The organism is Salinicoccus halitifaciens (assembly GCF_021026095.1).
GTDB lineage: Bacteria > Bacillota > Bacilli > Staphylococcales > Salinicoccaceae > Lacicoccus > Lacicoccus halitifaciens.
Genome location: NZ_JAJNCU010000002.1, coordinates 340209 through 365932, shown reverse-complemented (window position 1 = coordinate 365932; position 25724 = coordinate 340209). Strand labels below are relative to the sequence as shown.

The window sequence follows — 25724 nt, the reverse complement described above, 5'->3', positions numbered from 1 at the left end:
AGAGGGCGGAGATTTTTTAATGAGGAGTGGATTTTCGATGCATAAGGCTGTATTTCTTGATCGTGACGGCGTCATCAATGAAGTGATGAGTGAACGTGTAAGATTCGTGAACGCACCGGAAGATTTTTATTTGCTGGATGATGTGGGCGAAGGTGTCAGGAAATTGAATGAAGCCGGCTATAAAGTGTTCGTGGTGACCAATCAGGGCGGCGTCGGACTTGGTTTCATGACGGAGGAGGAACTGCATGAGGTGCACGGGAAGATGGAAGAGGAGCTGGAAAAGCACGGGGCTTTCCTGGATGATATCGCCTACTGCCCCGATATGCCGCAGGCAAAAAGCCGGTGCAGGAAACCCGCACCGGGCATGATTTTGGATCTGGCTGAAAAACATGACATCGATCTGTCCCGGAGTTTCATGGCCGGCGACCGTGAAGTGGATATACAGGCGGGCAAAAACGCCGGCACCCGCACCATTTTCATCGGAAAAGATAAAAAGAAGGCGGGCGCTGACCATCAGTTCCCGGATTTGCTGTCATTCGCCGGCTGGCTCACAGGATGAAGTCAGTCCAGTATCTCCTTCACCCTGCCGACGGTCCCGTCTTCTAGTTTCACTTTGATGCCGTGGGGATGTGTCGGTGAATTCGTGAGGATCCTTGCGACCACCCCTTCGGTCAGCCTCCCCGTCCTCTGATCCTGTTTCTGTACGACGTTGACTCTCTTTCCCGGAGCGATATTATCTCTTCTTGTTCCCGGCATTTTCATTCTCCTCAATATTTTTATTTTAAAATTTACTGCTTTGAATATTTCATAAAAAATGAAATCATTTCACATATAAAATGAAATTATTATGCATTTAATGGTATCATAAATAATCTAAGGAGGGAAAATTATGACGGGAAAAACACATATCACCGGCGGAATCGCTGCGGGCCTCGCCTATTCCTATTTTTCAGGCATGGACCCGATCATCCTGACCGGTGCAGGCATCATCGGCGCCCTGCTCCCCGATATCTGTCACGGCGGGAGTATGATCGGCAGAAAACTGCCCGTCACTTCCAAGATTGTGAATTTGATATTCGGCCACCGCTCATTCACACACAGCCTGTTATTTTTAGTCATCATGGCATTCCTGCTGAAAGCATTCCAGCCTTTCGATGAGGTCACCGCCGGCATCGTCGTCGGCATGGCGAGCCATTACATATTGGATATGGGAACGAAGCGCGGCATCCAGCTGTTCTTCCCTCTCGACTACAGAGTCAGATTCCCGCTCACCACAAAAACCGGAAGCATCGTGGAAGAAGTCATATTCAGCCTCTTGGCCCTCGCCTCTTTCTATTACGGATACCAGGCCATTTATTTTTATATTTAAGACTAAATAAAACCCGGATACGAAAAGGAGGCCGCGTCCCCCTGCCGTGTCCGGGCTTTTTATGTATCTGCTCACTCATGCAGGAAATTGGACGTGGATGAGCAGGGAGAGGCAGATTCTGCTTATTCACAGCCAAAGTTATACTTGAATGAGCAGGGAGACACAGATTCTGCTCACTCGCACCTAAAATCACAACTGAGTGAGCAGGGAGAGGCCAATACTGCTCATTCAAACAAAAATCCGGCAGCGGATGAGCAAGGCCCCCACTGCCGGATCTCCAGGCAGATCAATTTTCAATTTTCGTCAGGAACTTCGGGCCGTCTTTAGTGACGACGACGGTGTGTTCCTTCTGGGCGACGTAGCTGCCGTCTTTCGTTTCGAAGGCCCAGTCGTTCTTGCCTTCCGTGACGAGGCTCGCCTTCGTCGAAATGAACGGCTCGACTGCAATGACCATGCCCTCTTTCAGTATTTCCTTCTTCGATGCTTCATAATAGTTCATGATATGCTGCGGGGAGTCGTGCAGGCTCTTGCCCACCCCGTGTCCGGTCAGGTTGCGGATGACGGTGAGGCCGTTCTTGCGTGCAACGTTATGTACTGCACGTCCGATCTGGCTCACTTTGCCGCCGGCTTTGACTTTCTCCATCGCCGCTTCAAAGGCCATTTCGCATACATCGATGACTTTCTGCTTCATCGGATCATCCGTTTCGCCGACCACGAACGAAACCCCCGTATCCGCAAAATATCCGTTCTTCTTCGCACTGACATCGATGTTCACAAGGTCCCCGTCTTTTAAGACGCGTGAACCCGGGATGCCGTGTGCGACTTCCTCATTCACACTGATGCATGTGTAGCCCGGGAAATCGTACTCGCTGATCGGCGCGCTCTCCGCCCCGTATTCAGCAAGCAGACGTCCTGCTTCCTCATCAATCTCCTTGGTCGTCATGCCGACTTCCGTGAAATCGACGGCGGCTTTCAAAACTTTACCGCATATCTGGCCGATCTCTTCTAATGCTTTCATTTCTTCTTCTGTTTTAATTATCATAAGTCACTTGTCTTCCTTTAAAATTTAATTAAGCCTATATTATTATAAAAAATCATATATCGTCAAATTACGGTAACTTCTTTCCTCGAGATGCGAGACGGTCACACCGATCAGGCGGATCGGCTCTTCAGGTTCCTTCACTTCATGATATAAATTATAAGCATAATGAAAGATCTCGTCACCTTTGAAGATCGGGTTGGTGGTCATCATCTGCTTGGTGTGCGTCTTATAATCATGGGTCTTCAGCTTGACCGTCACGACCCTGCCGGCAAACTGCCGCCTGTCGAGATTGCCGCTGACTTTATGGCTCAGTTCTTCAAGCACTTTCAGAATGTATTCATCATCGTTCACATCATGGTCGAAAGTCGTCTCCTTGCCGACAGACTTCCTCACCCGGTCGACATTGAGTTCACTCGTGCCGATGCCGCGTGCCTTACGGTACAATGAGCTCCCCCGCTTCCCGAACTCGCGCACGAGGTCGGCTTCCGCCCAGCCATGGAGATCTTCCCCGTTGAAGATCTTCAGCGATTTCATCTTTTCCTCGGTGACCCTGCCGACGCCGGGGAACTTCCCGATCGGCATCTCCTTCAGTATTTCCATCACATTGCCATGATGGATGACGGTCGTCCCTTTCGGCTTGTTCATCCCGGATGCGATCTTCGCGAGATATTTATTGTAGGAAATGCCGCTTGAAGAAGTGAGGCGCGTCTTCTCAAATATATCCCGCTGGATATTCAGTGCGACCGACTTCGCGGTGCGCTCCCGGGACACGAGGTGCGTGATGTCGAGGTAGGCCTCATCCAGGCTCAGCGGTTCAACCAGTTCCGAGTAGGAAAGGAAGACATCCATGATTTCCTTTGAGACCGCTTTGTAGACATCGAAACGGGGACGCACATAAATGCCGTCCGGGCAGAGCTTATAGGCCGTCCGTGTCGGCATCGCCGAATGCACGCCGAACTTCCGGGCTTCATAACTCGCAGTCGCAACCACGCCGCGGCTCTGCGACCTGCCGCCGACGATGACCGGCTTCCCCCGGTACTCAGGATGATCCCGCTGCTCTATCTGTGCATAGAAAGCGTCCATATCTATATGAATGATCCTTTTTTCCATAATCATCACCCAACACTTATCGTTGCCTTCATTATAACATGATACGAACAGGCGTTCTATCCATCCGGATGGCTTTCGTACATCGTCATGCCGACATCGGTGTCCTCGACATACTGCATCTCAGGGTGTTTATTCAGCAGGTGAAGGTAATAAAAATCTCCGGCACAGGCGCCGGTATGCAGTGCGAGGAAATACTTGATCGATGCGTGTGGCACGATGAACCATATCATCATCATCAACGCTGTTATAATGATGAAAGGCATGATGATGATGATTTTGAATTCGTGCCTTCTGAACACTTCGCCGGGGGAAGTCGCGTAGAACATCCCCTTGGAGTATCCGAACTTCACGTTGCCCCGGGGCCTGAACAGCTTGAAGAACAGGCCGTGGATGGCTTCATGTACAGTGATGACCGCGAAGATGATCAAAAAGATCAGTATCACCGACAACAGAAGTTCAAGCGGCGACCAGCCGATGACGGCTGAGCCCGTCGTATTTGTGAAAAGCACCTCGAATAAGTAGAATAATATGAAGGCGCCGAGTGTGATCAGGATGGACCATTTGTTCAAAGTTTTCAGAGCGTCCTGATCTTTGAATATGTCCAGTACGTACTTGTTCATGGGTCAGGCTCCTCAAAATGACATCAGTACACAGTCTATCATATAATTTCAATGAATCATGCACGGAGGGATAGTATAAAATGGAAAAATTCACAATCATCGGGGGCGGCATTGCAGGTGCTTCCCTCGGCTATCATTTGAAGCAGCACGGTCACTCGGTCACCCTGTATGACCGCAATGATGCCGGGAATGCGACGGAGGCGTCGGCGGGCATCATCAATCCATGGGTCTCCCAGCGGAGGAATAAGAAATGGTACCGCCTGGTGACGAAAGCGGCGGAATATTATCCGTCCTTCATCAGCCGGCTTGAACGGGAGACAGAACTTGAGACGGGGTATACACAGCGGGGTGCGATCTCTTTATTCAAAGATGATGAAGTCCTCGAACTCGGCTTCAATCGCATCAGCAAAAAAAAGGCGGATGCGCCTGAAATGGGTGAAGTCCTGAAGCTTTCAAGGGAGGAAGTCAAACAGCGCCATCCTTATTTGAACGACAGCTACCCCGGGGTCTATGTCGAAGGCGGTGCGCAGGTCAAAGGGGCGCTGCTCAGGGACGCATTGAAAAATGCCTTCGTCTCCAACGGGGGCGAATGGATTGAAGGCGAGGCACCGGCGCCGGGTGATGACCATGTCACCATCTACGCAACCGGTGCATGGGGCGTCGAGCAGGACTTCGGACCGGCTGTCCGCCATCAGCGCTCCGAGGTGCTGCATTTTAAAGTCGAAGCGCCCGAGGTCGTCCATACACCGGTCGTCATGGCACTCGGGCCCATTTATATCGTGGAGATGGGTGCCAATGAGTTTGCGATCGGCACCACGCATATCGACACTGAATCTTTTGATGATTCACCTTCTGAGGAAAACCACCGTTATTTGAGGGGGCTCGCCGAACGGTATTTCCCGGACCATGCCATCACGGACATCAAGATGATGACCGGCTTCAAACCTTATGCAAGGGATCACCTGCCGTTCATCGGATACCATGATGACAGGACATTCGTCATCAACGGGCTCGGCGCCACGGGACTCACCGCCGCACCCTACATCGGCCGTGAAGCTGCACGCCTACTGAGCGGCCTTCCCACCAGCCTCGATCTGGATGACTACAGTTACATGGAGCCGGAAAATTAAAATACAAAAAGGGGCTGTCTTCAGCCCTGTCCCTTTGTTTTACTGTACTCAGCTGAAGTTTTGGATCGTGTAGACGATCGAGAAGATCAGCACTCCCGTATTCAAAACCAGTAAGCCCCATGCGAGTGCATTCGCCCTGAATTTCAAATTGGTGAAACTGAAGATGAAGCCCAACAGTCCGAATAATAATGATATCAGCCAAAGCAGGTTGTCTTCGAAGACCAGGTGCAGCAATATGATCGCCGCCGGAATAAGTGCACATAACACTCTGAGCATGCGACTCCCCCCTATTCGTATGAGTAATTAGATTCTACACTTATTGACGTAAATTTTCAAAACATTTCTATAAATGAAACAACTTTGTAATATGACTGTCATATTGGGATTTAGTCACAATGCCCGTTCAATATGCCAGCTCTCCCTCTTATACGCCTTGAACATGAAGAACATCAGTACACCGATGATGAAGGGGAAGGATCTTTCATTGAATTTTTCACCTGAATTGATCTGTGTCTCACCGGTGACCGGGTCCTCGATCACCGTCATCACATGGCTGCCGTGGAAGTAGACTTCCAGGTTGCCGTTCCAGTCCTCGTCCAGGCTAATGCGCTTGTTATCGAATTTCCCTTCGACTTTGAAGTACAGCAGGTTGGTGCCGGGACGTTCCTTCAGTTTGAATTCATAGTTGTCCGACTGGACGATGTAACTCGCCACATTCAAATCCCGGAAACGCCTTTTCTTCATTCCTATGACCACGGTGCTGCCGTCCGTGCCCATATACTGATAGGTATTGCGCCTGTCACAGTTCCTGAGCACGGATCTCGTTATAGTTCCATATTCCCCTCCGTCATCATCCGCAATCACAACATTCTGTTTTTTATCGACGATTGAAATTTTATATTTGAACTGCTGCATTACACACCCTCTTTTCATACTCCTATTATATACATTACCCGGAAGCGCATAAAGATAAAATGCCTTCCCATAAAAAGCGCCCTGCACCGAAAATCAGCACAGGACGCTTCAACACGTACAATATCAATCTTCAAGCTCCAGGATGGATACAATCTCGACATGTGCACTGTGGGGGAATAAATCCACCGGCTGGACGTTTTTCAGCGTGTAGCCGAATTCGCGCAGCCATGTGATGTCTTCTGCAAAAGTTTCCGGATTGCACGATACATAGACGACCCTGTCCGTCCCGAGGCGTCCGATTCGGCGCATGACCTTGCCGCCGGCGCCGGAGCGCGGCGGGTCGAGCAGCAGGAGATCCGGCGTGCCCCATGTCTCAAGCACTTCGTCCATGCCGCGGCGGGCATCTTTTGCCAGGAAGTAAGTGTTCTGAATATCATTATCGAGGGCATTCCGTTTGGCCGATTCGATTGAGGATTCAACGATCTCCACCCCTGCAAGCGATTTGACCCTGCTTGCGAAAGGCAGTGAAAACGTGCCGACACCGCAGAACAGGTCGATCATCGACTCATGCTCTTTCACACCGGCCATTTCAATCGCGAGGTCGACAAGCTTTTCAGCCTGGGTCGGATTCGTCTGGAAAAATGTATCGTACCATACACGGTAAGTGTAGCCGCTCATCTCTTCATGGATGTAAGTCCTGCCGTGCAGAAGATGGATATCCTCATCATCCGCCTGCGCAACGTCCGCAATGTCCCGGTTCTCCATCCACATCAGGCTCTCGATTGACTCGACTTCGGAAGTCAAACGCATCACCAATGCATTGACGGCCTCTGAGAGCTCACCATCAGGGCTCTCGGTTGCGAACAGGGCAGCCATCAATTCCCCGGTGACCTGTGACTGGCGGAGCCTGAGATGACGGAGGAGCCCGGAGTTCGCATCTTTATCATAGCCCGGCAGGTTGTATTCAGCTGCCCAGTCCGAGACGATCCGCATGACCGTCACCATGTCCTCACTTGAAATGAGGCATGTGTCGAGGTCGATGATGTTCCTGAAATTCCCAAGTTCGTGCAGTCCGAGCCTGCCGTCTTTTGAAAATGTGAACTCCATCTTGTTCCTGAATTCGAAAGGATGGTCCATGCCGATCGTGTCCTTGACGACCGATGTATCGAAACCATGGCGCTTCAGGTGCGACTTCACAAAATCCGTCTTGTAGGTGAGCTGGCCGGCATATTCCCAATGCTGCCAGACGCATCCGCCGCACAGCTCGAAGTGCGGGCATGGCGGTGCCGTCCTCTCCGGATGGGGCGTGAGTATTTTATCCGGCATGACCGTCGCACGCTTCCTGCCGTCCGCATTCGGCACGGTGACTTCCACTTCCTCCCCGATCAGCGTCTGCGGTATGTTCAATTTGAGCTTCCGCGGGAGGTTGCCGCCGGTGTCCCTGTATGCAAGCCCCATGCCCGACCCTTTTTTGTCCAGGCTGTGTATTTTCGTGGTCAATGTGACACTTTTTTGTTCTTTCAAATGATAACCTCCAAATTACCTGTTTTCCGATTTCATCAGTATGTATATGAAATAAGGTGCCCCGATGATGGCAACCATGACGCCTGCCGGAAGTGCCGACGGGAAAAATAAAGTCCGCCCCGCCGTATCCGCCGCGAGGACAAGCAGTCCGCCCAAAACCGCACTGAGCGGCAGCACGAAGCCGTGAGGATTCCCGACGAGTTTCCTCGCGAGGTGCGGTGCGATCAGCCCGGCAAACGCGATGCCCCCGCTGACCGAGACACTCACTGCAGAGAAACCTGCCGCACAGAAGAGGAGCAGTAACCGTTCCTTTTTTATATTAACGCCGAGGCTGATGATATTCAATGTGCCGAGGCTCAAAATATCAAGCACCCGCATCCGTGAAATCACGAAGGGAAGGATGACGGCGAGCCCGGCTGCAGAAATCAGGACATGCTGCCAAGTGCTGCCCCAGACGGTGCCGGCAAGGAAATTTGCAGCAAACTGATAGCTCTCGCTTGAAATGATGAGTGAAAGCACGATCATCAGTGCGCTGAGCCCCGCCCCCACAGCCACCCCGTTCAGGACGAGCCGCATCGGCGTCACACCGTATCTTCTGCTGTAGGAGAGTGCAATCACGATGAGGACGGTGATGAGCCCGCCGAGGAAAGCTGCTGCGGGTATTAAGAATATATTTGCGGCACCGCCCCAGATGATGATCAGCAGCACGGCAAGCCCCGCCCCTGAATTGATGCCGATGATGCCGGAATCCGCCAAAGGGTTCTGCATGATGCTCTGCAGTATTGCTCCTGATAACGCCAGCGCCGCACCTGAAAGGACTGCTGCAATCACCCGCGGCAGCCGGATCCCGGTCAGTATATGCGCATCACTGCCGCCCTGACCGGCCAGAATCTTAAACATCTCCCCCCAGCCGATATATGTGTAACCCGTCTTCAAACTGACGAGCACGGCTGCCAGAAGCAAAACAACTGAAGCCGTCAAAACGATTCCCTGCCGATTATACTTCATAATGCACCACCCTGCGTGCAAGATAGAGGAAAAACGGCACGCCGATCAGCGCGATCAGCGCACCGGCAGGCAGTTCCACCGGAGCGGCCAGCGTCCTTGCAGCAAGGTCGCTGCACACGGTGAGCACCGCCCCGAGCACTCCTGAAAGCGGCAGTATCCACCTGTAATCCCCGCCTGAAAGGAAGCGCGCCATATGCGGGACGATCAGGCCGATGAAGGCAGCGGCCCCGATGATGGACACACCGAGCCCGGCAAGCATCACCACGGCGATTAGAGCCGACAGACGGGTTTTATTGACGGGAACACCGAGGCTTACAGCCGTCTCTTCATCAAAGCTGATTGCAGTGAGCACAGGTGAGAGCACCAGTGACAGCGCAATGCCGAACAGGAACCACGGGATGATGACAGAGAGGTGCCCCCAGCCGATGGTCTGTATCGCACCGGCAAACCAGAAAGCGATATCCTGACCGATATTGAAATAGAGCTGGAACGCCGTGCTGAGCGCTGCGAAGAATAAAGTCACCGCCACGCCGGCAAGGATCAGCTTCAAAGGTGACATCCCCGCCCTGCCGAAGAATGAGACCGTGAGGACGATCAGCGCACTGAAAAGTGCACCGGCAAATGAAATGATGATCAAATATGTAAACGGCAGGCCCGGCATGAAGATGAAGGCGATCGTCAGGAAAAAAAGTGCACCGGCATTCAGCCCGATGATGCCTGGCTCGGCGAGCGGATTCCTGGTTACGGCCTGCATGACCGCACCGGCCACGGCAAATGCCGCACCGGCGATTGCGGCCGCAGCAGCCCTCGGCGCCCGGACTTCACGTATGATGATGTGCCCGTTGTCGGAAGGATCAAAAGCAATGAATGCGTTCACTGCATCGCGCAGGGATAGCTCCACTGAACCTGTCACAAGGCTTAAAATGAATGCCGAAGCCAGCAGGATGAAGGAGATGATGATCGTCATGAGATAGGCCATACCGATCACCCCCTCAGCCGGTAGGATGTGATGATGGGCCGATCCGTGAACGGACACCGGCCCATCACCGGTGTGATATCGAAGACCTCGCTTAAAATGCTTCCGCTCATGACCTCTTCTGGTCTGCCTGTGCTGATGATTTCTCCCGCCTTCACCGCTATGATGCCGTCCGAGAAGCGCGATGCATGGTTGACATCATGCAGGACCATGAGGATGGTTTTTTCCGCCGATGCATTCAAGTCCTTCAGGAGATTCAGGATCTCCATCTGGAACTTCATGTCCAGGTAGGTCGTCGGCTCATCAAGCAGTATGATGCCGGTGTCCTGAGCGAGCGCCATGGCGAGCCACACGCGCTGCGCCTGCCCGCCGGACAGTTCGTCGAGCGTCCTATCCGCAAGGTCCCTGATGCCGGTCACTTCCATTGCCCAGTCGATGTTTTCGGCATCTTGCTGGTCCAGCCCTTCGAACGCCGACTTGTGCGGATGCCTGCCGTAACTGACGAGACTGTGCACATTGAGGCCGGCGGGGGCGGAAGGTGACTGCGGCAGCAGGCTCAGCCTCTTCGCCACATCCTTCGTGTCCAGTGAGAGGATATCCCGGCCGTCGATGAACACCGCGCCGTATTTCGGCCTGAGCACCCGGGCGAGCGTATGCAGCAGTGTCGTCTTGCCGCAGCCGTTCGGTCCGACAATCGATGTGATGGTGCCTTCAGGGATGGTCATATTAAAGTCTTCAAGGATCATTTTTTTGCCGTAGCCGACCGTCACATCTTCGACTTCAAATATACTATTCAAATTATCCTCATCCGTTTCAAGTCCATTCGCTCAGCGGCATAAGATCACTTTCAATTTCTGTCCGCTTTTCCTCAAGATTCGGTGGCAGGTCGAGCTGCATGCCGAGTTCAGTTTCATCCACATCTGCGGTGAATCCTCTGGCAGCGGGGCCTACAATTTCAAACATGACACCATTATCTTCACGGAAATACAGACTCTTAAAATAGTAGCGATCAATGACACCAGTGGTCCGGTAGCCGCTCTCTTTTAATATCTCATCCACTGCCTGAAGATTGGCACCTTCAGTCTGGATGGCCAGATGATGAATTGTACCACGGCCTTGAGCTTCTATATTGCCCTCTTTTTCAGAGATAATGATCTCACCGGTCATCTCGCCTTTATTTGCATGAAGAATTGCATAGTCACTTTCATCTTCAATCACATCATACTTGAAAACTTCCGTCAGCATACGAACCAGTTTATCCTTATCCCGGACATTGACCTGCACGGGCCCCATGCCCAATATTAAATGATCATTATTAACATCATTATTTGTCCACGGCTCCCATTCTTCGGGCAACACCTGACCTTCTGCACTGAAGAGCACAAGCTTTAATGAATCGGGATCCTGAAATTCCAGCACATTACGGCCAAAATATTCCTCTTTCTCACTGCTGTGACCGAAATGCTCAAGACGTCTCTGCCAGTAGGCGAAGCTTTCTGAGTTTTTGACCAGAAGGCCGAGAGCATGATGTGCATTTGTGCCTTCTCTTCTGTCCGCCACATAAGGCATATCAAAGTAGGTGATACTGTTACCGGAGGTGCCGAGCCGATCTCCGTAAAAAATATGGTACATCGAAACGTCGTTTTGATTGACTGTTACTTTGACGCCTCTTAAACCAAGAACTTTTGTATAAAAATGATTATTCTCTTTCAGGTTTTTTGTGTAGATTGAAATATGGTGGTGACCTTTTATCATCGGGCTTCCTCCTTTGAAAATCAATTTATAAAAATGAATGGACTAATCTTTGTGACAGACCAGTCCGGAATGTGCCGTCCAGACGGACACCACTTCCAACATGTATATAATCAAACTCATCTTTGATTTTTCTGACATTATTGATATTGATTCCACCGCCCGGCATGATAACTTTGCCGTGTTCACGTGCGACTTTATTCAGCTCGATGAGCAGCGGGAGGTTATCCGCCGCCTCCCCTTCACCGCCGGAGGAGAGGATCGTCTTCACCGCATCGTACTTCATCAGCGTCTGCAGCGCTTCAAACTGGATCCTTGCCGAGTCGAACGCCCGGTGGAACGTGATGTCGAGCCCTTCTGCACGCTGGATGGCTTTTTTCAGGAAGTACTCATCCACCACCCCTTCATATGTAAGGGCGCCGATGACGATGCCTGCTGCATTCGTCTCTTTGATATGTTTGATATCGCTCAGCATCACCTGCTGATCGAGTGCATTATATACGAATCCGTGATCATGGCTCCTCACCATGACATGGACAGGGATCTTTGAGAGCTTCGCCGCCTCTTCCACCAGACCGATGCTCGGCGTCAGGCCGCCTTCGTGCATATTGACACACAGTTCTATCCTGTCTGCACCATATTGGTTCGCGTCGATGACATCCTGTAAATTTGTTGCGATCACTTCCAGCATAATCCTCACTCCGCCCAAGTCATTTTATTATCCATCTCTTCAGATTTACATATATTATAGCTTATAAAGGGTTTGTATGAAATTAATTTAGGAGAGATCATATGAGACAGAGTCTGGCACCTTACATGATTTTATTTGCAGCAATGCTTTGGGGGACGGCGGGCACCGCCAAAGCCTTCGCAAGTGACGTCGACAGCATTTCGATGGGCGCGGTGAGGCTTGCGGTCGGCGGCCTGCTCCTCATGCTCATCGCCGTACTGACGCGGCGGATCACTTTCAGAGGCTGGCCGGTCAAGCCGCTTCTCATCGGTGGACTGGCCATGGCGCTCTTCCAGCCCTTCTTCTTCAGCGCAGTGGAACTGACGGGAATCGCCGTCGGCACGGTCGTCTCGATCGGCAGCGCACCGGTGTTTTCCGGTCTGATCGAATGGCTCATCTTCAAGATCCGGCCCGCCAGGGTATGGTGGCTCTCCACGATACTCGCGATCACCGGATGCATCATCCTGATGTTCAACACGAATGATGTGACGGTCAACCCGCTCGGCATACTCGCAGGACTCGGTGCCGGCATTTCTTTTGCGAGCTTCACGATGTCGAACTCGAGGCTCGTCCGCACGCACGACCCGATTGCGTCGGTGGCAATGATTTTCTGTCTGAGTGCGGTGATTTTATCGCCATTCTTCTTCATCAATGATATGAGCTGGCTTGGCGAGACGAACGGCCTGCTCGTCGCCCTGCATATCGGAGTGCTTGCGACCGCGCTCGCGTACTTTTTATTCTCGAACGGGCTCAAGTTCGTGAAATCTTCGACGGCGGTGACATTGTCACTTGCCGAACCTTTGACCGCCTCACTCCTCGGCGTGTTTTTGGTCGGCGAGAGCCTGGATGCCCTGTCATGGGTCGGCCTGCTCATGCTGCTCGCGGGCATCGTGATCCTCGTGCTGCAGTCGAGGCGGAACAGGCGGGAAGCGCCCGTGAATGCCTGATATACCTCGGAATAAAGAACACAGGGCCTGATTCCGGATGAAAGTTGCGATTCCGGGGTCGCTTTTCGCAAGGCCGGCCTGGATTCCCGGCAAAGGTTACGATTCCGGGGTCGCTTTTCGCAAGGCCGGCCCGGGTTCCCGGCAAATGTTGCGATTCCGGGGTCGCTTTCCGCAAGGCCGACCCGGGTTCCCGGCAAAGGTTGCGATTCCGAGGTGTCTTTTCGCAAGGCCGGCCTGGATTCACGGCAAAGGTTGCGATTCCGGGGTCGCTTTCCGCAAGGCCGGCCTGGATTCACGGCAAAGGTTGCGATTCCGAGGTCGCTTTCCGCAAGGCCGGCCCAGGTTCCCGGCAAAGGTTGCGATTCCGAGGTGTCTTTTCGCAAGGCCGGCCTAGATTCCCGGCAAAGGTTGCGATTCCGGGGTCGCTTTCCGCAAGGCCGGCCTGGATTCACGGCAAAGGTTGCGATTCCGAGGTGTCTTTTCGCAAGGTCGGCCTGGATTCCCGGCAAAGGTTGCGATTTAGGAGTCGTTTTTCGCAAGGTCGACCCCGATTCCAGACAAAGGTTGCGATTCCGGGGTCGCTTTTCGCAAGGTCGACCCCGATGCCGGACAAAGGTTGCGATTCCACCGCCTCTGCAGACAGCATAAAGCCCACTTGTATCAAAGTACAAGTGGGCTTTATTATTGGGTATATCATCGGTTGAGCCATTGCTTCGCTTCATCAGCGGCTTCCTGCGGCAGGCTGTGGCCGTTGACCCAGGTGTGGTGAACATCCGCGCCGCGTTCCTTGAAGATTTCGACCACTCTCTCACTCTGGTCTTCAGACACCATCGGGTCGCCTTTGCCGAGGGAGAGGAACACTTCCGCGCCGCTCAGGTCTTTATTGTTGCCTGAAATATCCACCGGGTACATCGGTGCGAATAACAGCGCTTTTTTGAAGTCCGATTCTTCCCTCAGCATCATGTTGATCGCGATGTTCGAACCGTTGGAGAATCCGATTGGTATCACATCTTCCGTTTTAAAGCCGTATTTCTCTGCGGAATCCTTAATGAAGTCAAGCAGTTCCTGCCCCCTGAATTCGAGGTCTTCAAGGTCGTACTGCCCTTCACCGTGGCGCTTGAAGTAGCGGTTCATCCCGCCTTCACGTACATTGCCGCGGATGGACAGGATGCTGTATTCATCATTCAGCATCTCTGCGAGCGGAATCAGATCGTGCTCGGTGCCTCCGGTGCCGTGAAGTGTGACAAACACCGGTGCGCCTTTTTTACCTTCTTTAAAAATGTGCAACATAAAATATTTCCTCCTGAATTTCTATTATTTCCTGCGTGTCGTATCAAATGGTTTGATCTGTGCCTCTATCTCTTCCCTTTTCGGCTCCAGAAACGGCGGCAGTGCCAGGGACTCGCCCAGCGTCTCGTAAGGTTCATCTCCCATGAAGCCCGGTCCGTCCGTCGACAGTTCGATCAATATATGACCGACCCGCGTATACATTGCTTCAAAATAAAACCGGTCCACTATGCCCGTATGCTTCAGGCCGAGGTCGTCATATCTCTCTTTCCATCCGGCAAGTGCATCATGATCCTTCACCCTGAAAGATACATGGTGCACTTCTCCGTAACCCTGCTTTGCAGACTGCCCGGGATCCTTACGTACAATGACCCGGCCGCCGTTGCCGCCTGCCCCGACTTCCAGCAGGACGGCATCGCCCTCTTCGGCAACAACTTTCATACCATAGATTTCCTTCAGGCTGCCGACGAATTTATCCTGGTAGGAAATCGATATTTCAATCGGGCCGAGCCCGTAAATCGCCTTATCCTCCGGAACAGGGCCGCCCTTCCACGGTATCCCGCCCGGTATGCCCTCATCCTCTTCATCGGAAAACAACCGGTACCTCTGTCCGTCCGGCTCTTCGAAAGCGAGCACCTTCCTGCCGAATAAATCCCTGATGCCTTCATGTTTCACATCGAATTCATCGAAGCGCGCCTTATAATATTCAAGCGCTGCATCATCCGGCACCCTGAGGCCGATGCGCGTGATGGCATTCGAGCCCCGCTCGCCTTTCTTTTTATCTGGAAAATCAAAGAATGTGAGATCGGTGCCCGGATTCCCCACGTCATCAGCAAAGAATGTATGGTAAGTGTGGATATCATCCTGGTTGACCGTCTTTTTTATAAGACGCATCCCAAGTATCTCTGTAATGAAATGATAATTCCTTTTGGCGTCATCCGTCATCGCCGTCACATGATGAATGCCCAGCAATACACTGTCAGACATTGGTAACCACTCCTTCCATCAATAAAGTCATTGTATCTCGAAATCGAGATACAATTCAAGGACAATGCTCAGACTTATTTAGTCTGAGCCGTCTCCATGGTAATTTTCTTAAGCGTCTCCCTTAAGACCGACAGCTCCCCATCGGTCAGATCACTGAACAACTCAGTGATCAGCTCCGCATGCGGCGGGAAGATTTTCTCCATCAGCGCCCTGCCCTCATCTGTCAATGTGGCGAAGCTGATCCGCCTGTCTTTCGTATCCGGACGCCTTTCAACAAAACCTTTCTCGACGAGCTTATCGACCACATAGGTCGTGCTGCTGCTGGCGATCAAAATTCTGTTGCGGATATGCTGTATCGGCTGGTCCCCTTTGTTGTATAATAGTTCCATGACGGCAAATTCCGTAATGTTGAGGCCGTGCCGCAAAGCATCCCGCTTCACATGACGTTCAAGATATTCATTGGTACGCTTGATGCCGATGAATGCTTTCAAAGACTCCTTCGTCCGATCCATTGTCTCACCTTCTATTCACGAACTGAAATTATTTCGATTTCGAGATAATTTTATCCCTTTTATTTGATCAAGTCAATCAATTAGTACATCACTTTAAAGAAATGAGGTCTTTTGATGATTACCCTTAATACTATATACCAAGCCCGGGACCGGGTTAAACCTTATATCGTGAAGACGCCTTTGATCCGGCTGCAGAACCTGGATGAATTTACAGGATGCAAGGTGTATGCGAAGCTTGAAAACATGCAGAATACGAAGGCATTCAAGCTTCGGGGCGCGATGAATAAAATCCTGTCCCTCGACGAGACGGAAAAGGAAGCAGGCATCATCTGCTCCTCCTCCGGCAACCACGGCCAGGCCGTGAGCTATGCGGCGAAGCTCCTCGGGATAAAGGCGACCATCGTGATCCCGGAGACCGCACCCAAGTTCAAGGTGGAAGCGATCAGACAGCATGGGGCCGCCACCGAATTCTGCACGGTCGATGACCGCTTCATCATCACGGAGCGGCTGGCTGAGAAGCACGGCTACACAATCGTCCCGCCGTTCGAGGATGAGCTCGTCATGGCAGGCCAGGGTACGGTCGGGCTTGAGATCATGGAAGAAGGGACTTCATTCGATCATGTGCTGGTGCCGGCAAGCGGCGGCGGACTGATCGGCGGTGTGTCCACCGCCTTGAAGGAATCCGGATTCAAAGGGAAAGTACATGGCGTTGAACCGGATAAACTGCCGAGGTATACGAAAAGCCTTGAAGCAGGAGAACCCGTACAGCTTGAATCGAAGAAGACGATTGCCGATGCACTGGTCGTCAACCGACCGGGTGACTTGAACTTCGAAGTCGTGCAAAAACACGTCGACGGATTCTTGACCGTCTCCGATGAAACGATGCTGAAGGCGCAGAAGATCATGCTGATGGAAGGCAAGATCCTGGCAGAAGTCTCATCCTGCATCGGACTCGGTGCGCTCATCGACGGCAAACTTGATGTCAGTAAAGAAGATGAAGTCTGCCTTGTCGTCTCAGGCGGCAATCTTGGATTCGAGCAGCTCGAACTGCTTGAGGGAATTGAATATTGAAGTCATGTACCGGCCAACATAAAGTTGGCCGGCTTTTTATTTGAAGTCGTATAAATGCCGGGCTTCCCGTGACTTATACGATTTCACCTCTTAAATTCGCATAACTTCCCACTTCCCTCCGACTTATACGAAACGTCATATACAACCTCCCTCTTCTGAAAAATTTTCCAGCGCCTCCATAGCCTGCATCGAAAAATGTTTGACTTTTATGTACATAGTGTATATATTAAGTATATACACTATATAAGATGGAGGTGTTCAAACTGAACATTAAAATATCGAATACTCTGGATGTCCCCATTTATGAGCAGGTGAAGGATGAAATCATCCGGCTGATCATGAGCGGTGAACTGGGTCCCGGGGATGCACTGCCTTCCATGCGGCGGCTCGCCAAAGACCTCGGCATCAGCATCATCACCACAAAGCGGGCCTATCAGGATTTGGAAGGTGCCGGTTATGTCCATTCCGTCGTCGGCAAAGGGACTTACGTCAGTGAACAGAATACCGAGCTGCAGAAGGAACGCATTTTAAATGAAATCGAAGGCCATATTGAAGCGATGCTCCTGGCATCACGACAGATCAACCTCTCCAGGGAGGAATTGGACGAGATGATTTCGATAATCGAGGAGGATATGAAATGACAGCCATCCAACTGAAAAACGTCAGTAAAACCCAGGGCACCTTCAAACTGAAGAATATCGACCTCAGCATCGAAAGAGGCTTCATCACCGGGCTGATCGGCGAAAACGGGGCCGGGAAAACTTCATTGATCCATCTCATCCTCGGGCTTAAAAAACCGGATGCCGGGGACATATCCCTCTTCGGCGACCACGCCGTGGAAGCCCACAGGGAAGCACTTTTGAACCGGATCGGCTTCGTCTTTGCAGAGGACAGGTTCCCTGAGAAAATGACCGTGCCTCAGCTGAAAAAGATATTGAAACGCTTCTATGAAGATTTCAATGCGCCGCAGTTCGACCATTACATCAGGAAATTCAAAATCAGGGAGAAGCAAAAGTTCAAAGACTACTCCACCGGTGAGCGGATGAAACTCTCACTTGCGATTGCACTCAGCCATAATGCCGAACTGCTTGTGCTCGATGAGCCGACATCAAATCTTGACCCGAACTTCCGCATCGATCTTTTGGAAATACTGCAGGAACTTATGGAAGATGAGAACATGACCATCCTGTTCAGCACGCATATCACATCCGACCTCGATTCCATCGCCGACTACATCATCATGATCGACGAAGGGGAGCTCGTCTTCCATGAAGAGAAAGATCTTCTATTGGAAAAGTATAGAAAAATAAAAGGGCCCGTCGAAATACTGGATGCGCAGACGGAAGACCTGCTGACCGGAATAAAGAAAACCACCGTCGGATTCGAAGCGATATCTGATGAACACCGGGCGCTCGAAGAATTGTACGGCTCCAAAATCCTGACGGAGCAGCTGCGTATAGATGAACTGATGCACCATCTGAAAAAAGGAAAGGGTGTCTGAGTATGGACAAGCACTTTTATTTGAAACTGGTCTACTCCAAATGGACGCTGATTTTCACAGCGATCGTCATTGTGTTGAACCTTGCCTCCGCCCTGCTCCTGGACCCCGGGACTGCCGGGCTGATGCCGGTGCTGAACCTTGCGAATGTGTTCATCGTGCTTTATCTGACCGCAAATTATATGAACGTGCACGTGCTCATGACTTATAATAAGAGCCACGAATTCTTCATGGCGCTCCCGGTGAATAAAAAGGAGTTCATCCGGACGGATTACATCTTCCATATATTCATGACGCTGCTGTCGATTTTGGTCATCTTTACTTTCAGCCTCGTCCATGACGGTTTTCATCACCTGTTCGGAATGATCATGATTACGGGCGTCAACCTGCTCATAGCGAGCCTGTACTACACATTTTTTGCGGCGGAATGGTTCAAAAATGTGAATATCATGGTTGCACTCTACCTTGTTCCGATGGGATTCACATTCATGTTCTATTACATGCCGATGCTGAACCTGCTCGGCGCCGACCTGTCGATGATACCGCAGTGGGAATTCATCCTGTACACACTCCCCTATTTCGTGCTCGCGGCAGGAATCCTCACCTTCGCCGTCACCTACTTCACCGCCCAGAGGCAGGCAGCGAGGAGCGACGTCATTTAAATCCAATGCGCATAGAAAATCTGTGCGCATTTTGTATGTGAATCCAGGGTTCCCTGTGTAATAATGAAATTACTTATAAGGGGGTATGAAAAATGAAAAACAGACCCAGACTCGATATTCCTAAAACGGCTGAGGAAAAATTCGCGAACATCATCGGCTACAGCATCTTCATCGGAGGTTTGATCTATGCCATCATCAACTTCCCTTCACTCCCGGAAGAAGTGCCTATGCATTTCGGTGCGGACGGCGAAGTGAACCGGTACGGCTCGCCGTATGAAATGATCATCCTGCTCGTCCTCCCGTTCATACTCATACTCGGGCTTGAAGCGCTGGAGAGGTTTCCGCAGGTGCATAATTATCCCCGGAGGATGGATGAATCAAATGCAGAAGCCTTTTATTTGAACAGCAGAAAAATCGCGAACTTTGCCAAAAACGCCTGCCTCATCATTTTTGCGATTGTTTTCATTGAAATCACGAATTATGCCCTCACCGGCACTTTCCTCTTCGGCTCCCTGTTGCTTCCGTTGATTCTGATCCTCGCCCTCGGCCCCGTCTTTTGGGGGCTGTGGCAGCGGCGGAAAATAAAGTGATTCCTGCCGATACAGCGATTTCCCCAGTTTATTCAGCAGGGATACCTGCTTCGGAAAGATAAAAACGAGCATATGACGCTTTCTTACTGACTTGATCGTTTTGGACTGCGTGAATCCGAGCATGGGGCGATTTTCTGCTGACTTGCTCGTTTTAAATCACTTGAATTCGAGCGTATGCCGTTTATCCGCCGACTTGCTCGTTTCTGGAATACAAAATTCGAGTATATCGTGATTTTCAGTCGAGTCGCTCGTTCTGGAGACAAAAAATTCGAGTATCTTCTGACTTTCTGTCGACTTGCTCGTTTTCAGCCTGCCAGATCATCATATAAAACACAAAAAAGGCTCTGTAACATCGAATGTTACAGAGCCTTTTCCATTCATTAAGCTTTTTGGACTACGATTGCGTCGTCTACGACATTGGCGATGACTTTGCCGACATTGTCCTCTTCCAGGATGAGGTCTGTCAGCTGGTCTTCGATTTTATCCTGGATGACACGTCTCAGCGGTCTTGCGCCGAATCGTTTGTCATACCCCATCTTGACCAGTTTTTCCTTCGCTTCGTCAGTCACTGTCATTTCTATTTCATTTTCCTTCAGCATTTCATTCAGCTCATCAAGCATCAAGTCGACGATGACAAGCAGGTTGTCTTCAGTCAGTTCATTAAAGTTGATGATGGCATCGAATCTGTTCAGGAATTCAGGTTTGAAGAAGTCACTCAAGTTTTCCAGGATTGAAACGGCGTCACTTTCGTTTTTGCCGAATCCGACACTGTTTGTGTTGGTACCGGTGCCTGCGTTGCTTGTCATGATGATGACGGTCTCTTTGAAGCTCACCATTCTGCCGTGGGAGTCTGTCAGATGGCCGTCTTCCATGATCTGCAGGAACATGTTCTGCACATCTGGATGTGCTTTTTCGATCTCATCCAGCAGGATGATATTGTACGGGTTGTGCCTCACTTTTTCAGTCAGCTGCCCCGCTTCTTCGTGGCCGACATATCCCGGCGGTGAACCGATGATCTTGGACACGCTGTGTTTTTCCATGTACTCACTCATATCGAGACGAATCAGGGAATCGCGTGTACCGAACAACTCTTCAGCCAGTGCCTTCGTGAGTTCAGTCTTACCGACACCGGTCGGACCGACGAACAGGAAGGAACCGATCGGACGGTATTTGGACTTCAGGCCAGCTCTTGAACGGCGCACCGCTTTCGCGACTTTACCGACGGCTTCATCCTGCCCGATGACTTTTGCCGCAAGGTTGTTCTGGAGTTCACGCATCTTGGACTGTTCGTCGGACTGCATCTTCGTTACAGGGATACCTGTCTTTTCTTCGACGATCAGCTGGACGTCCGTGACATCCACATCGATGACTTTTTCAGTGTCTGCAGACTGTGATTTCTCAAGCTGTTTTTCGAGCTGCATTTCCTGATAGCGCAGGTTTGCCGCCCTTTCATAATCTTCTGCTTCCGCGGCCGCTTTTTTATCGGCCCGCACTTTTTCAAGCTGCACTTCGATGGAGTCGGAATCTTTCTCCGCATTTGCGAGGTTCAGCCTGGAGCCGACTTCGTCCATCAGGTCGATCGCTTTATCCGGCAGGAACCTGTCCTGGATATAGCGGTGTGACAGGTTGACGAATGCCTGCACGACATCATCTGAGTATTTCACTTCATGGAATCTTTCATATCTGTCTTTGATGCCGTTCAGGATCTGAACCGCTTCATCAAGCGTCGGCTCCTTCACCGTGATCGGCTGCAGACGTCTTTCAAGTGCAGCATCTTTTTCGATTTGACGGTACTCTTTCAATGTCGTCGCACCGATCAGCTGCATCTCACCGCGTGCAAGCGCAGGTTTCAAGATGTTGCCCGCGTCCATCTGTGAACTTTCGGCAGTGCCCGCACCGACGATCAAGTGGATTTCATCGATGAATAAAATCACGTCGTCGCGTTGTTTCAGTTCTTCAATCAGCTGCTTCATCCGCTCTTCGAACTGACCGCGGATACCCGTGTTCGCAACAAGGGAAGCGACATCGAGGATATAAAGTTCTTTATTCATCAGTTTTGTCGGCACATTGCCTTCGACGATCTTGACTGCGAGACCTTCTGCGATCGCCGTCTTACCGACACCTGGCTCCCCGATGAGGACCGGGTTGTTCTTATTGCGTCTGTTCAATGTTTCGATGACGCGCTTCACTTCATGATCACGGCCGATGACCGGGTCGATTCCATTTTGACGCGCCTTGTCGGTGAGGTTTGTACCGAGCTGGTCCAGAAGACCATCTTTCTGCGGCGCCTGCGTCTGTGTCTGCGCACCTGCTTTATATCCACCGTTTGACTGGTTGAAGTTGTTGAATTCCTGTCCGCCGAAGCCGTTTCCGCTGAAGAAACTGTTCGGGTTCATCGTTTTTGATTTCATTTCCTGGAAGCATGCATTACAGAGATGTACTTGCATTTTTTGATTGTTTATATTCATCGCCAAGTTGACATTCGCATCATTGATACCACAATTTTGACATTTCATGGTTAAACGCCTCCTTTTTTGGATTCATTGACAGTCAAGTTTTTGACTTTGACTATCTTTGACTATAACTATATTATACACCGTTTCAGGAGAAAATCAACCCGGATGCTCATACTTTTTAAACACCTTCAAACCCTTGGTGCTGCTCACTTTGTATCATTATTATGTACCCGAAAAGGGATGTTTTTAAAACATTTTGACCTTCACTGTGCCGTTTGATTTTTCATGTTATAATCAAAGATATTGATGCAGAAAATATGATTGAGGAGTTTATTATGTCTTTCAAATTGACAAGGAAAACAAGCTGGTTCGGCAGTGCCACCGGCATGGATGTATATATCGACGGGGCGGAGGCTGAAAAGATCCACCGTCTTGAGGAAAGACATTACGAGCTGCCGAAGAAGCGCAGGCGTGCGGTTTTGACGGTCAGCCAGCAGGGCATGAAAAGCAATGCACTGGAAGTCGAACAAGGCGATGATGTCGTGATCAAAACGAATAAGAAGTACAGCCGGATCTTCACCGCCTTCTTCGTTGCGCTGATGGCGGTCATATTCTTCATCGATGACTTCCTCACCTCCACCGCATTCATCGTCTTCCTCGCCATGGCGGTCTTTTATTACCTGTCCAAGATCGACGGATTCATACTTGAAAAAGTGAATGAGGAATGAAAAAACGTCCGGGGGCATCCCCGGACGTTTTTCAGTAGTCGACCAACGTGACATATATAAATGCAATCACGGCCATCACCGTGAAGCATACAGCATAGTATTTCCATGTATTCTTTTCATCTTTGTCCGGCAGCCGCTGCAGTATCGTGCCGATCGCACCGCCGCCGATCAGTGCCACCGCAATTGAGCCGAGCATCCTCGGGAAGCTGTAGAAGGTGATGACTTCCATGATGATGTAGAGGAAGCCGAATAAACCCACTCCGAGCAATGCCGATATCACATATTTCATCGTGTTCTCGTTCCTCATTTCCCTCTCTCCCGTTTCTTATAATTTTTATTGAAAAAATCGTATTTGAGTATGTAATCGAATAATATCCTGATCACGATGACCCCGCCGATGATGGTGAGCGGAATCAGCCATACCGGACGGGCGTAGAACCATTCCGATAAAAGCTGGGTCACCATCAGATATGATACGACCACCCATACCACTCCGAGTATGAGCGATGTTTTATTAATCCTGTCCATCTGTCAATTCCTTTCATTCTTCTGTTTCCGTCACTTCCAAAAACTGCTGGATGAGTTCATATGTGAGCATCGGGTCATCCGCCTGGTTCGTCGTCCCGATGATGTATGCATCGAGTGATTCGTTGTAAAAGGCGAAGCTCCCGGTGATCCCGGCATGGCCGGTCAGCGGGTACAGCCTGAGCATCGGTATCTCCTCCGTCACATCAAACTTCATCACGCCGCTGCCGTACTGGTGAAACAGGAACTGGATGTCCTGCATCTCCGTTTCGATGAACGCGGTGTCGAACATCTCCCCTTCGAAAAATGCTTTCGTGAATGTGAGGAGGTCGGATGCGGTGCTCACGATGCCCCCGCTTGCCCGCATATTGGCAAGGATCGGCGTAATGTCCCTAGGTTCCCCGCCGACCGTGACGGGCGGCACTGTATCCGCGTCATCCGCAAATTCCGTATCTGACAATCCGAGAGGTTCGAATATATAGCTTTCATATTGGGATTCCAGTGTCCCGCCGGAGGCCCGTTCGATGATCTCACCCAATATATCATAATTGATGTCTGCATAATAGGCAGCTGTGCCGTTGATGAACCTGGCACCCTTGCCTTTGGCGTCGTCCAATTTGGATTCGAAGGTGAACGTTTCCCCGTTATCGATCGAATCCTCGACCAGGGTCAGCCCTTCCGCTTCGCTCTCCGCATAGGCCGGGAGGCCCGTCGTATGGCTGAGCAGCTGGCTGATCGTGATGCTCCCGCTGTACTCTGCCCCTTCATATACATGAAGGCCCGAATATTCCTCAGGTGTGAGATACATGTCGATCGTATCATCCAGGCTGAGCATATCCGCCTCGACCATCTGGAAGATGACGCTCGCTGTAAACATCTTGGTGACGCTTGCGATGCTGATAGGTGTGTCAAGATCCAGATTGCCGGAAGCAGCTTCCGTCACTTCACCGTCATTTTCAATCATGAACACGGCACCATGCAGCGTCTCGTGATCGATCCGTTCAAAAATCAGATTTTCGATCTGTTCATCTTTTTCAAGCGATTCCAGCGGTATGTAATCCGTCATTTCCTGATGCGGCAGGAATCCGATGATCAGAACCGACAGCATCATATTCAGACGGCGCGTTAAAAAATTCAAATCAGACACCTCTTATTCCCTGTTCTTCCGGTGATCATCAGTGAGGCACATCTCTTCATCACATTATATAGGAAACCATGCGATCCATCATTAAATTAAAGCCGATTCCACAAATAAAACCCTCCGTGAAGGAAGGTTTTTATTTTACATGGTTGTATAGGCCTGGACCAGGTCCTGGAAATAAAGATAGGAATACGTCGGGAAATCCGCGCTGATGGTGAAGAACAGGTCACCGTTGCTGTAGACGATGGTATCGCCGAGCGCGTAGACATAAAGCCCGAGCGTATTGTCATCCGCATCCACGGGGATCAAAGCCTGCGTAATCGTTGCTTCATTGATCAGCATCTCACCGACCGCGAACACCTGCGGATCATGGTCGTCTGCGAGGTCGTCCATCGATATCACATCCCCAAGATCCTCGGCATTCGGCGTACCGGAGAGGTCCAGCTCGTAAAACCCCGGGGCAATCGAAGAATGGATGAGGTGATCATCTTCATCGAAAATGAAAGTCATGTCCGCCATGATGAACGGCTCCCCGTTTTCGTGGGCCAGCTCATCGTCCGGGAAATGATAGATCATCAAAGTATGCCCGTTGCCGAGATCCATCGAGTCCGGTTCAATTTCCATATCAGACATCAGTTCCTCAACCTCGGCGCTTGAAGAACCACTGCCTTCCGGATCGAACACGTCCTTAAGCGTGTATTCTTCAGTCATGTCCTGATACTTTTCCCAGACCGCCTGCCCGGTCTCATTCGTGAACGTATCATCCTTCACCAGATCGAAAGCCGCCTTATCCTCACTCGCAGCAGTGATGTCGATCTCCTCGTCGACGGTTTCAACCTCGACTTCCGCCAAATCCGCTTCTGCTTCATCATCCGCTTCGGCAGATTCCGCCTCTTCTGATTCATCGTTATCCGCAGACTCTGAAGCCTCATCCACCTCCGTACTCTCTGCTTCCTCCACAACAAGCTCCCCTTCAACATCCACCGCTTCTTCCGTCTCATTTGCGCTGCAGGCAACAAGCAGTGCGATACCCGTAAGCAATAGAAATTTTCTCAGCATTGACGATCTCCACCCCTCATATTGTAAATATACTCATTTACATTATACCCCCTATTCGACAGGGTGGGAGTTTTTATTTGAATCC

At 50.9% G+C, this 25724-nt stretch carries 30 protein-coding genes; 10 read left to right on the top strand and 20 right to left on the bottom strand.

All coding sequences use genetic code 11. From position 1 onward, the window contains the following. Positions 1 to 37: 37 nt before the first annotated feature. Positions 38 to 559: a D-glycero-alpha-D-manno-heptose-1,7-bisphosphate 7-phosphatase gene (locus LPW40_RS06415; RefSeq protein WP_230821397.1), complete on the top strand. Its 522-nt coding sequence runs from the start codon at positions 38 to 40 to the stop codon at positions 557 to 559. A gap of 2 nt (positions 560 to 561) precedes the next feature. Here the strand turns inward: LPW40_RS06415 and LPW40_RS06410 are convergent, their stop codons facing one another. Further along, positions 562 to 756 (bottom strand): YwbE family protein, encoded by a 195-nt coding sequence (locus LPW40_RS06410; RefSeq protein WP_097039765.1) that lies wholly within the window; start codon positions 754 to 756, stop codon positions 562 to 564. 133 nt (positions 757 to 889) lie between these two features. Here LPW40_RS06410 and LPW40_RS06405 point away from each other — a divergent pair, with 133 nt between their 5' ends. Continuing rightward, positions 890 to 1369 carry a metal-dependent hydrolase gene (locus LPW40_RS06405; protein ID WP_230821396.1) on the top strand — a complete coding sequence of 160 codons (480 nt, stop codon included), beginning with the start codon at positions 890 to 892 and terminating at the stop codon, positions 1367 to 1369. A gap of 286 nt (positions 1370 to 1655) precedes the next feature. Here the strand turns inward: LPW40_RS06405 and map are convergent, their stop codons facing one another. From map to LPW40_RS06390, 3 genes are read right to left on the bottom strand one after another with little or no spacing between them, the layout of a single operon-like run. Next, positions 1656 to 2411: a type I methionyl aminopeptidase gene (gene map, locus LPW40_RS06400; RefSeq protein WP_230821395.1), complete on the bottom strand. Its 756-nt coding sequence runs from the start codon at positions 2409 to 2411 to the stop codon at positions 1656 to 1658. A gap of 42 nt (positions 2412 to 2453) precedes the next feature. Beyond that, entirely contained in the window at positions 2454 to 3521 is a 1068-nt protein-coding gene (dinB, locus tag LPW40_RS06395) for a DNA polymerase IV (protein WP_230821394.1), read from the bottom strand. Positions 3522 to 3577: 56 nt separating this feature from the next. Then, on the bottom strand, positions 3578 to 4141 hold the full coding sequence (locus tag LPW40_RS06390) for a DUF3267 domain-containing protein (protein WP_230821393.1): 564 nt from the start codon (positions 4139 to 4141) through the stop codon (positions 3578 to 3580). Positions 4142 to 4221: 80 nt separating this feature from the next. On the opposite strand from LPW40_RS06390, the gene LPW40_RS06385 reads away from it, so the two are divergent. Then, positions 4222 to 5271, top strand: a complete 1050-nt coding sequence (locus tag LPW40_RS06385) for an NAD(P)/FAD-dependent oxidoreductase (protein WP_230821392.1) — start codon at positions 4222 to 4224, stop codon at positions 5269 to 5271. A 48-nt stretch (positions 5272 to 5319) separates the two neighbouring features. Here the strand turns inward: LPW40_RS06385 and LPW40_RS06380 are convergent, their stop codons facing one another. The 8 genes from LPW40_RS06380 to LPW40_RS06345 all read right to left on the bottom strand — a co-directional run bounded on the left by LPW40_RS06380 (position 5320) and on the right by LPW40_RS06345 (position 12137). Next, positions 5320 to 5547, bottom strand: coding sequence for a hypothetical protein (locus LPW40_RS06380; protein WP_097039775.1), 228 nt, complete (start codon positions 5545 to 5547; stop codon positions 5320 to 5322). A 114-nt stretch (positions 5548 to 5661) separates the two neighbouring features. Continuing rightward, on the bottom strand, positions 5662 to 6186 hold the full coding sequence (locus tag LPW40_RS06375; protein ID WP_230821391.1) for a hypothetical protein: 525 nt from the start codon (positions 6184 to 6186) through the stop codon (positions 5662 to 5664). Between the two features lie 123 nt (positions 6187 to 6309). Next, positions 6310 to 7710 (bottom strand): 23S rRNA (uracil(1939)-C(5))-methyltransferase RlmD, encoded by a 1401-nt coding sequence (gene rlmD / locus LPW40_RS06370; RefSeq protein WP_230821390.1) that lies wholly within the window; start codon positions 7708 to 7710, stop codon positions 6310 to 6312. Between the two features lie 15 nt (positions 7711 to 7725). Beyond that, positions 7726 to 8718, bottom strand: a complete 993-nt coding sequence (locus LPW40_RS06365) for a FecCD family ABC transporter permease (protein ID WP_230821389.1) — start codon at positions 8716 to 8718, stop codon at positions 7726 to 7728. Continuing rightward, the gene (locus LPW40_RS06360) at positions 8708 to 9697 is read right to left on the bottom strand and encodes a FecCD family ABC transporter permease (protein ID WP_230821388.1); all 990 of its coding nucleotides are present in this window, start codon (positions 9695 to 9697) and stop codon (positions 8708 to 8710) included. Before LPW40_RS06360 ends, LPW40_RS06365 begins: the two co-directional genes overlap by 11 nt. A gap of 5 nt (positions 9698 to 9702) precedes the next feature. Further along, positions 9703 to 10491 carry an ABC transporter ATP-binding protein gene (locus LPW40_RS06355; protein WP_230821387.1) on the bottom strand — a complete coding sequence of 263 codons (789 nt, stop codon included), beginning with the start codon at positions 10489 to 10491 and terminating at the stop codon, positions 9703 to 9705. A 16-nt stretch (positions 10492 to 10507) separates the two neighbouring features. Beyond that, positions 10508 to 11449 carry a VOC family protein gene (locus tag LPW40_RS06350; RefSeq protein WP_230821386.1) on the bottom strand — a complete coding sequence of 314 codons (942 nt, stop codon included), beginning with the start codon at positions 11447 to 11449 and terminating at the stop codon, positions 10508 to 10510. A gap of 25 nt (positions 11450 to 11474) precedes the next feature. Then, positions 11475 to 12137 carry a copper homeostasis protein CutC gene (locus tag LPW40_RS06345; protein WP_230821385.1) on the bottom strand — a complete coding sequence of 221 codons (663 nt, stop codon included), beginning with the start codon at positions 12135 to 12137 and terminating at the stop codon, positions 11475 to 11477. Between the two features lie 101 nt (positions 12138 to 12238). Between LPW40_RS06345 and LPW40_RS06340 the strand changes: the two genes are divergently transcribed. Beyond that, positions 12239 to 13123 carry an EamA family transporter gene (locus LPW40_RS06340; protein WP_230821384.1) on the top strand — a complete coding sequence of 295 codons (885 nt, stop codon included), beginning with the start codon at positions 12239 to 12241 and terminating at the stop codon, positions 13121 to 13123. A gap of 693 nt (positions 13124 to 13816) precedes the next feature. Here LPW40_RS06340 and LPW40_RS06335 read toward each other — a convergent pair. The 3 genes from LPW40_RS06335 to LPW40_RS06325 form a co-directional block, all read right to left on the bottom strand. Continuing rightward, positions 13817 to 14413 carry an alpha/beta hydrolase gene (locus LPW40_RS06335; RefSeq protein ID WP_230821383.1) on the bottom strand — a complete coding sequence of 199 codons (597 nt, stop codon included), beginning with the start codon at positions 14411 to 14413 and terminating at the stop codon, positions 13817 to 13819. Positions 14414 to 14437: 24 nt separating this feature from the next. Further along, on the bottom strand, positions 14438 to 15397 hold the full coding sequence (locus LPW40_RS06330) for a ring-cleaving dioxygenase (protein ID WP_230821382.1): 960 nt from the start codon (positions 15395 to 15397) through the stop codon (positions 14438 to 14440). Between the two features lie 74 nt (positions 15398 to 15471). Beyond that, entirely contained in the window at positions 15472 to 15909 is a 438-nt protein-coding gene (locus LPW40_RS06325) for a MarR family winged helix-turn-helix transcriptional regulator (protein WP_230821381.1), read from the bottom strand. 114 nt (positions 15910 to 16023) lie between these two features. Between LPW40_RS06325 and LPW40_RS06320 the strand changes: the two genes are divergently transcribed. The 5 genes from LPW40_RS06320 (at position 16024) to LPW40_RS06300 (ending at position 19730) form a co-directional block, all read left to right on the top strand. Continuing rightward, a complete protein-coding gene (locus tag LPW40_RS06320) occupies positions 16024 to 16980 on the top strand; it encodes a threonine ammonia-lyase (RefSeq protein WP_230821380.1) in 957 nt (318 codons plus the stop codon). A 248-nt stretch (positions 16981 to 17228) separates the two neighbouring features. Beyond that, positions 17229 to 17621: a GntR family transcriptional regulator gene (locus LPW40_RS06315; RefSeq protein ID WP_413775991.1), complete on the top strand. Its 393-nt coding sequence runs from the start codon at positions 17229 to 17231 to the stop codon at positions 17619 to 17621. Further along, positions 17618 to 18481, top strand: coding sequence for an ABC transporter ATP-binding protein (locus LPW40_RS06310; protein ID WP_230821379.1), 864 nt, complete (start codon positions 17618 to 17620; stop codon positions 18479 to 18481). Before LPW40_RS06315 ends, LPW40_RS06310 begins: the two co-directional genes overlap by 4 nt. Before the next feature lie 2 nt (positions 18482 to 18483). After that, on the top strand, positions 18484 to 19140 hold the full coding sequence (locus LPW40_RS06305; RefSeq protein ID WP_230821378.1) for an ABC-2 transporter permease: 657 nt from the start codon (positions 18484 to 18486) through the stop codon (positions 19138 to 19140). 92 nt (positions 19141 to 19232) lie between these two features. After that, the gene (locus tag LPW40_RS06300) at positions 19233 to 19730 is read left to right on the top strand and encodes a DUF1648 domain-containing protein (RefSeq protein ID WP_230821377.1); all 498 of its coding nucleotides are present in this window, start codon (positions 19233 to 19235) and stop codon (positions 19728 to 19730) included. A gap of 380 nt (positions 19731 to 20110) precedes the next feature. Here the strand turns inward: LPW40_RS06300 and LPW40_RS06295 are convergent, their stop codons facing one another. Further along, positions 20111 to 22246, bottom strand: a complete 2136-nt coding sequence (locus LPW40_RS06295) for an ATP-dependent Clp protease ATP-binding subunit (RefSeq protein ID WP_230821376.1) — start codon at positions 22244 to 22246, stop codon at positions 20111 to 20113. 275 nt (positions 22247 to 22521) lie between these two features. Here LPW40_RS06295 and LPW40_RS06290 point away from each other — a divergent pair, with 275 nt between their 5' ends. Then, complete coding sequence (locus LPW40_RS06290; RefSeq protein ID WP_230821375.1) at positions 22522 to 22914, top strand: hypothetical protein; 393 nt, start codon at positions 22522 to 22524, stop codon at positions 22912 to 22914. A gap of 31 nt (positions 22915 to 22945) precedes the next feature. Here the strand turns inward: LPW40_RS06290 and LPW40_RS06285 are convergent, their stop codons facing one another. From LPW40_RS06285 to LPW40_RS06270, 4 genes are all read right to left on the bottom strand, one after another. Next, entirely contained in the window at positions 22946 to 23221 is a 276-nt protein-coding gene (locus LPW40_RS06285; protein ID WP_230821374.1) for a hypothetical protein, read from the bottom strand. Further along, positions 23218 to 23442, bottom strand: a complete 225-nt coding sequence (locus LPW40_RS06280; protein WP_097039811.1) for a hypothetical protein — start codon at positions 23440 to 23442, stop codon at positions 23218 to 23220. The genes LPW40_RS06285 and LPW40_RS06280 overlap by 4 nt, the downstream gene beginning before the upstream one ends. A gap of 13 nt (positions 23443 to 23455) precedes the next feature. Continuing rightward, entirely contained in the window at positions 23456 to 24577 is a 1122-nt protein-coding gene (locus LPW40_RS06275) for a serine hydrolase domain-containing protein (protein ID WP_230821373.1), read from the bottom strand. A gap of 144 nt (positions 24578 to 24721) precedes the next feature. Continuing rightward, on the bottom strand, positions 24722 to 25639 hold the full coding sequence (locus LPW40_RS06270; protein ID WP_230821372.1) for a hypothetical protein: 918 nt from the start codon (positions 25637 to 25639) through the stop codon (positions 24722 to 24724). Positions 25640 to 25724: the final 85 nt, after the last annotated feature.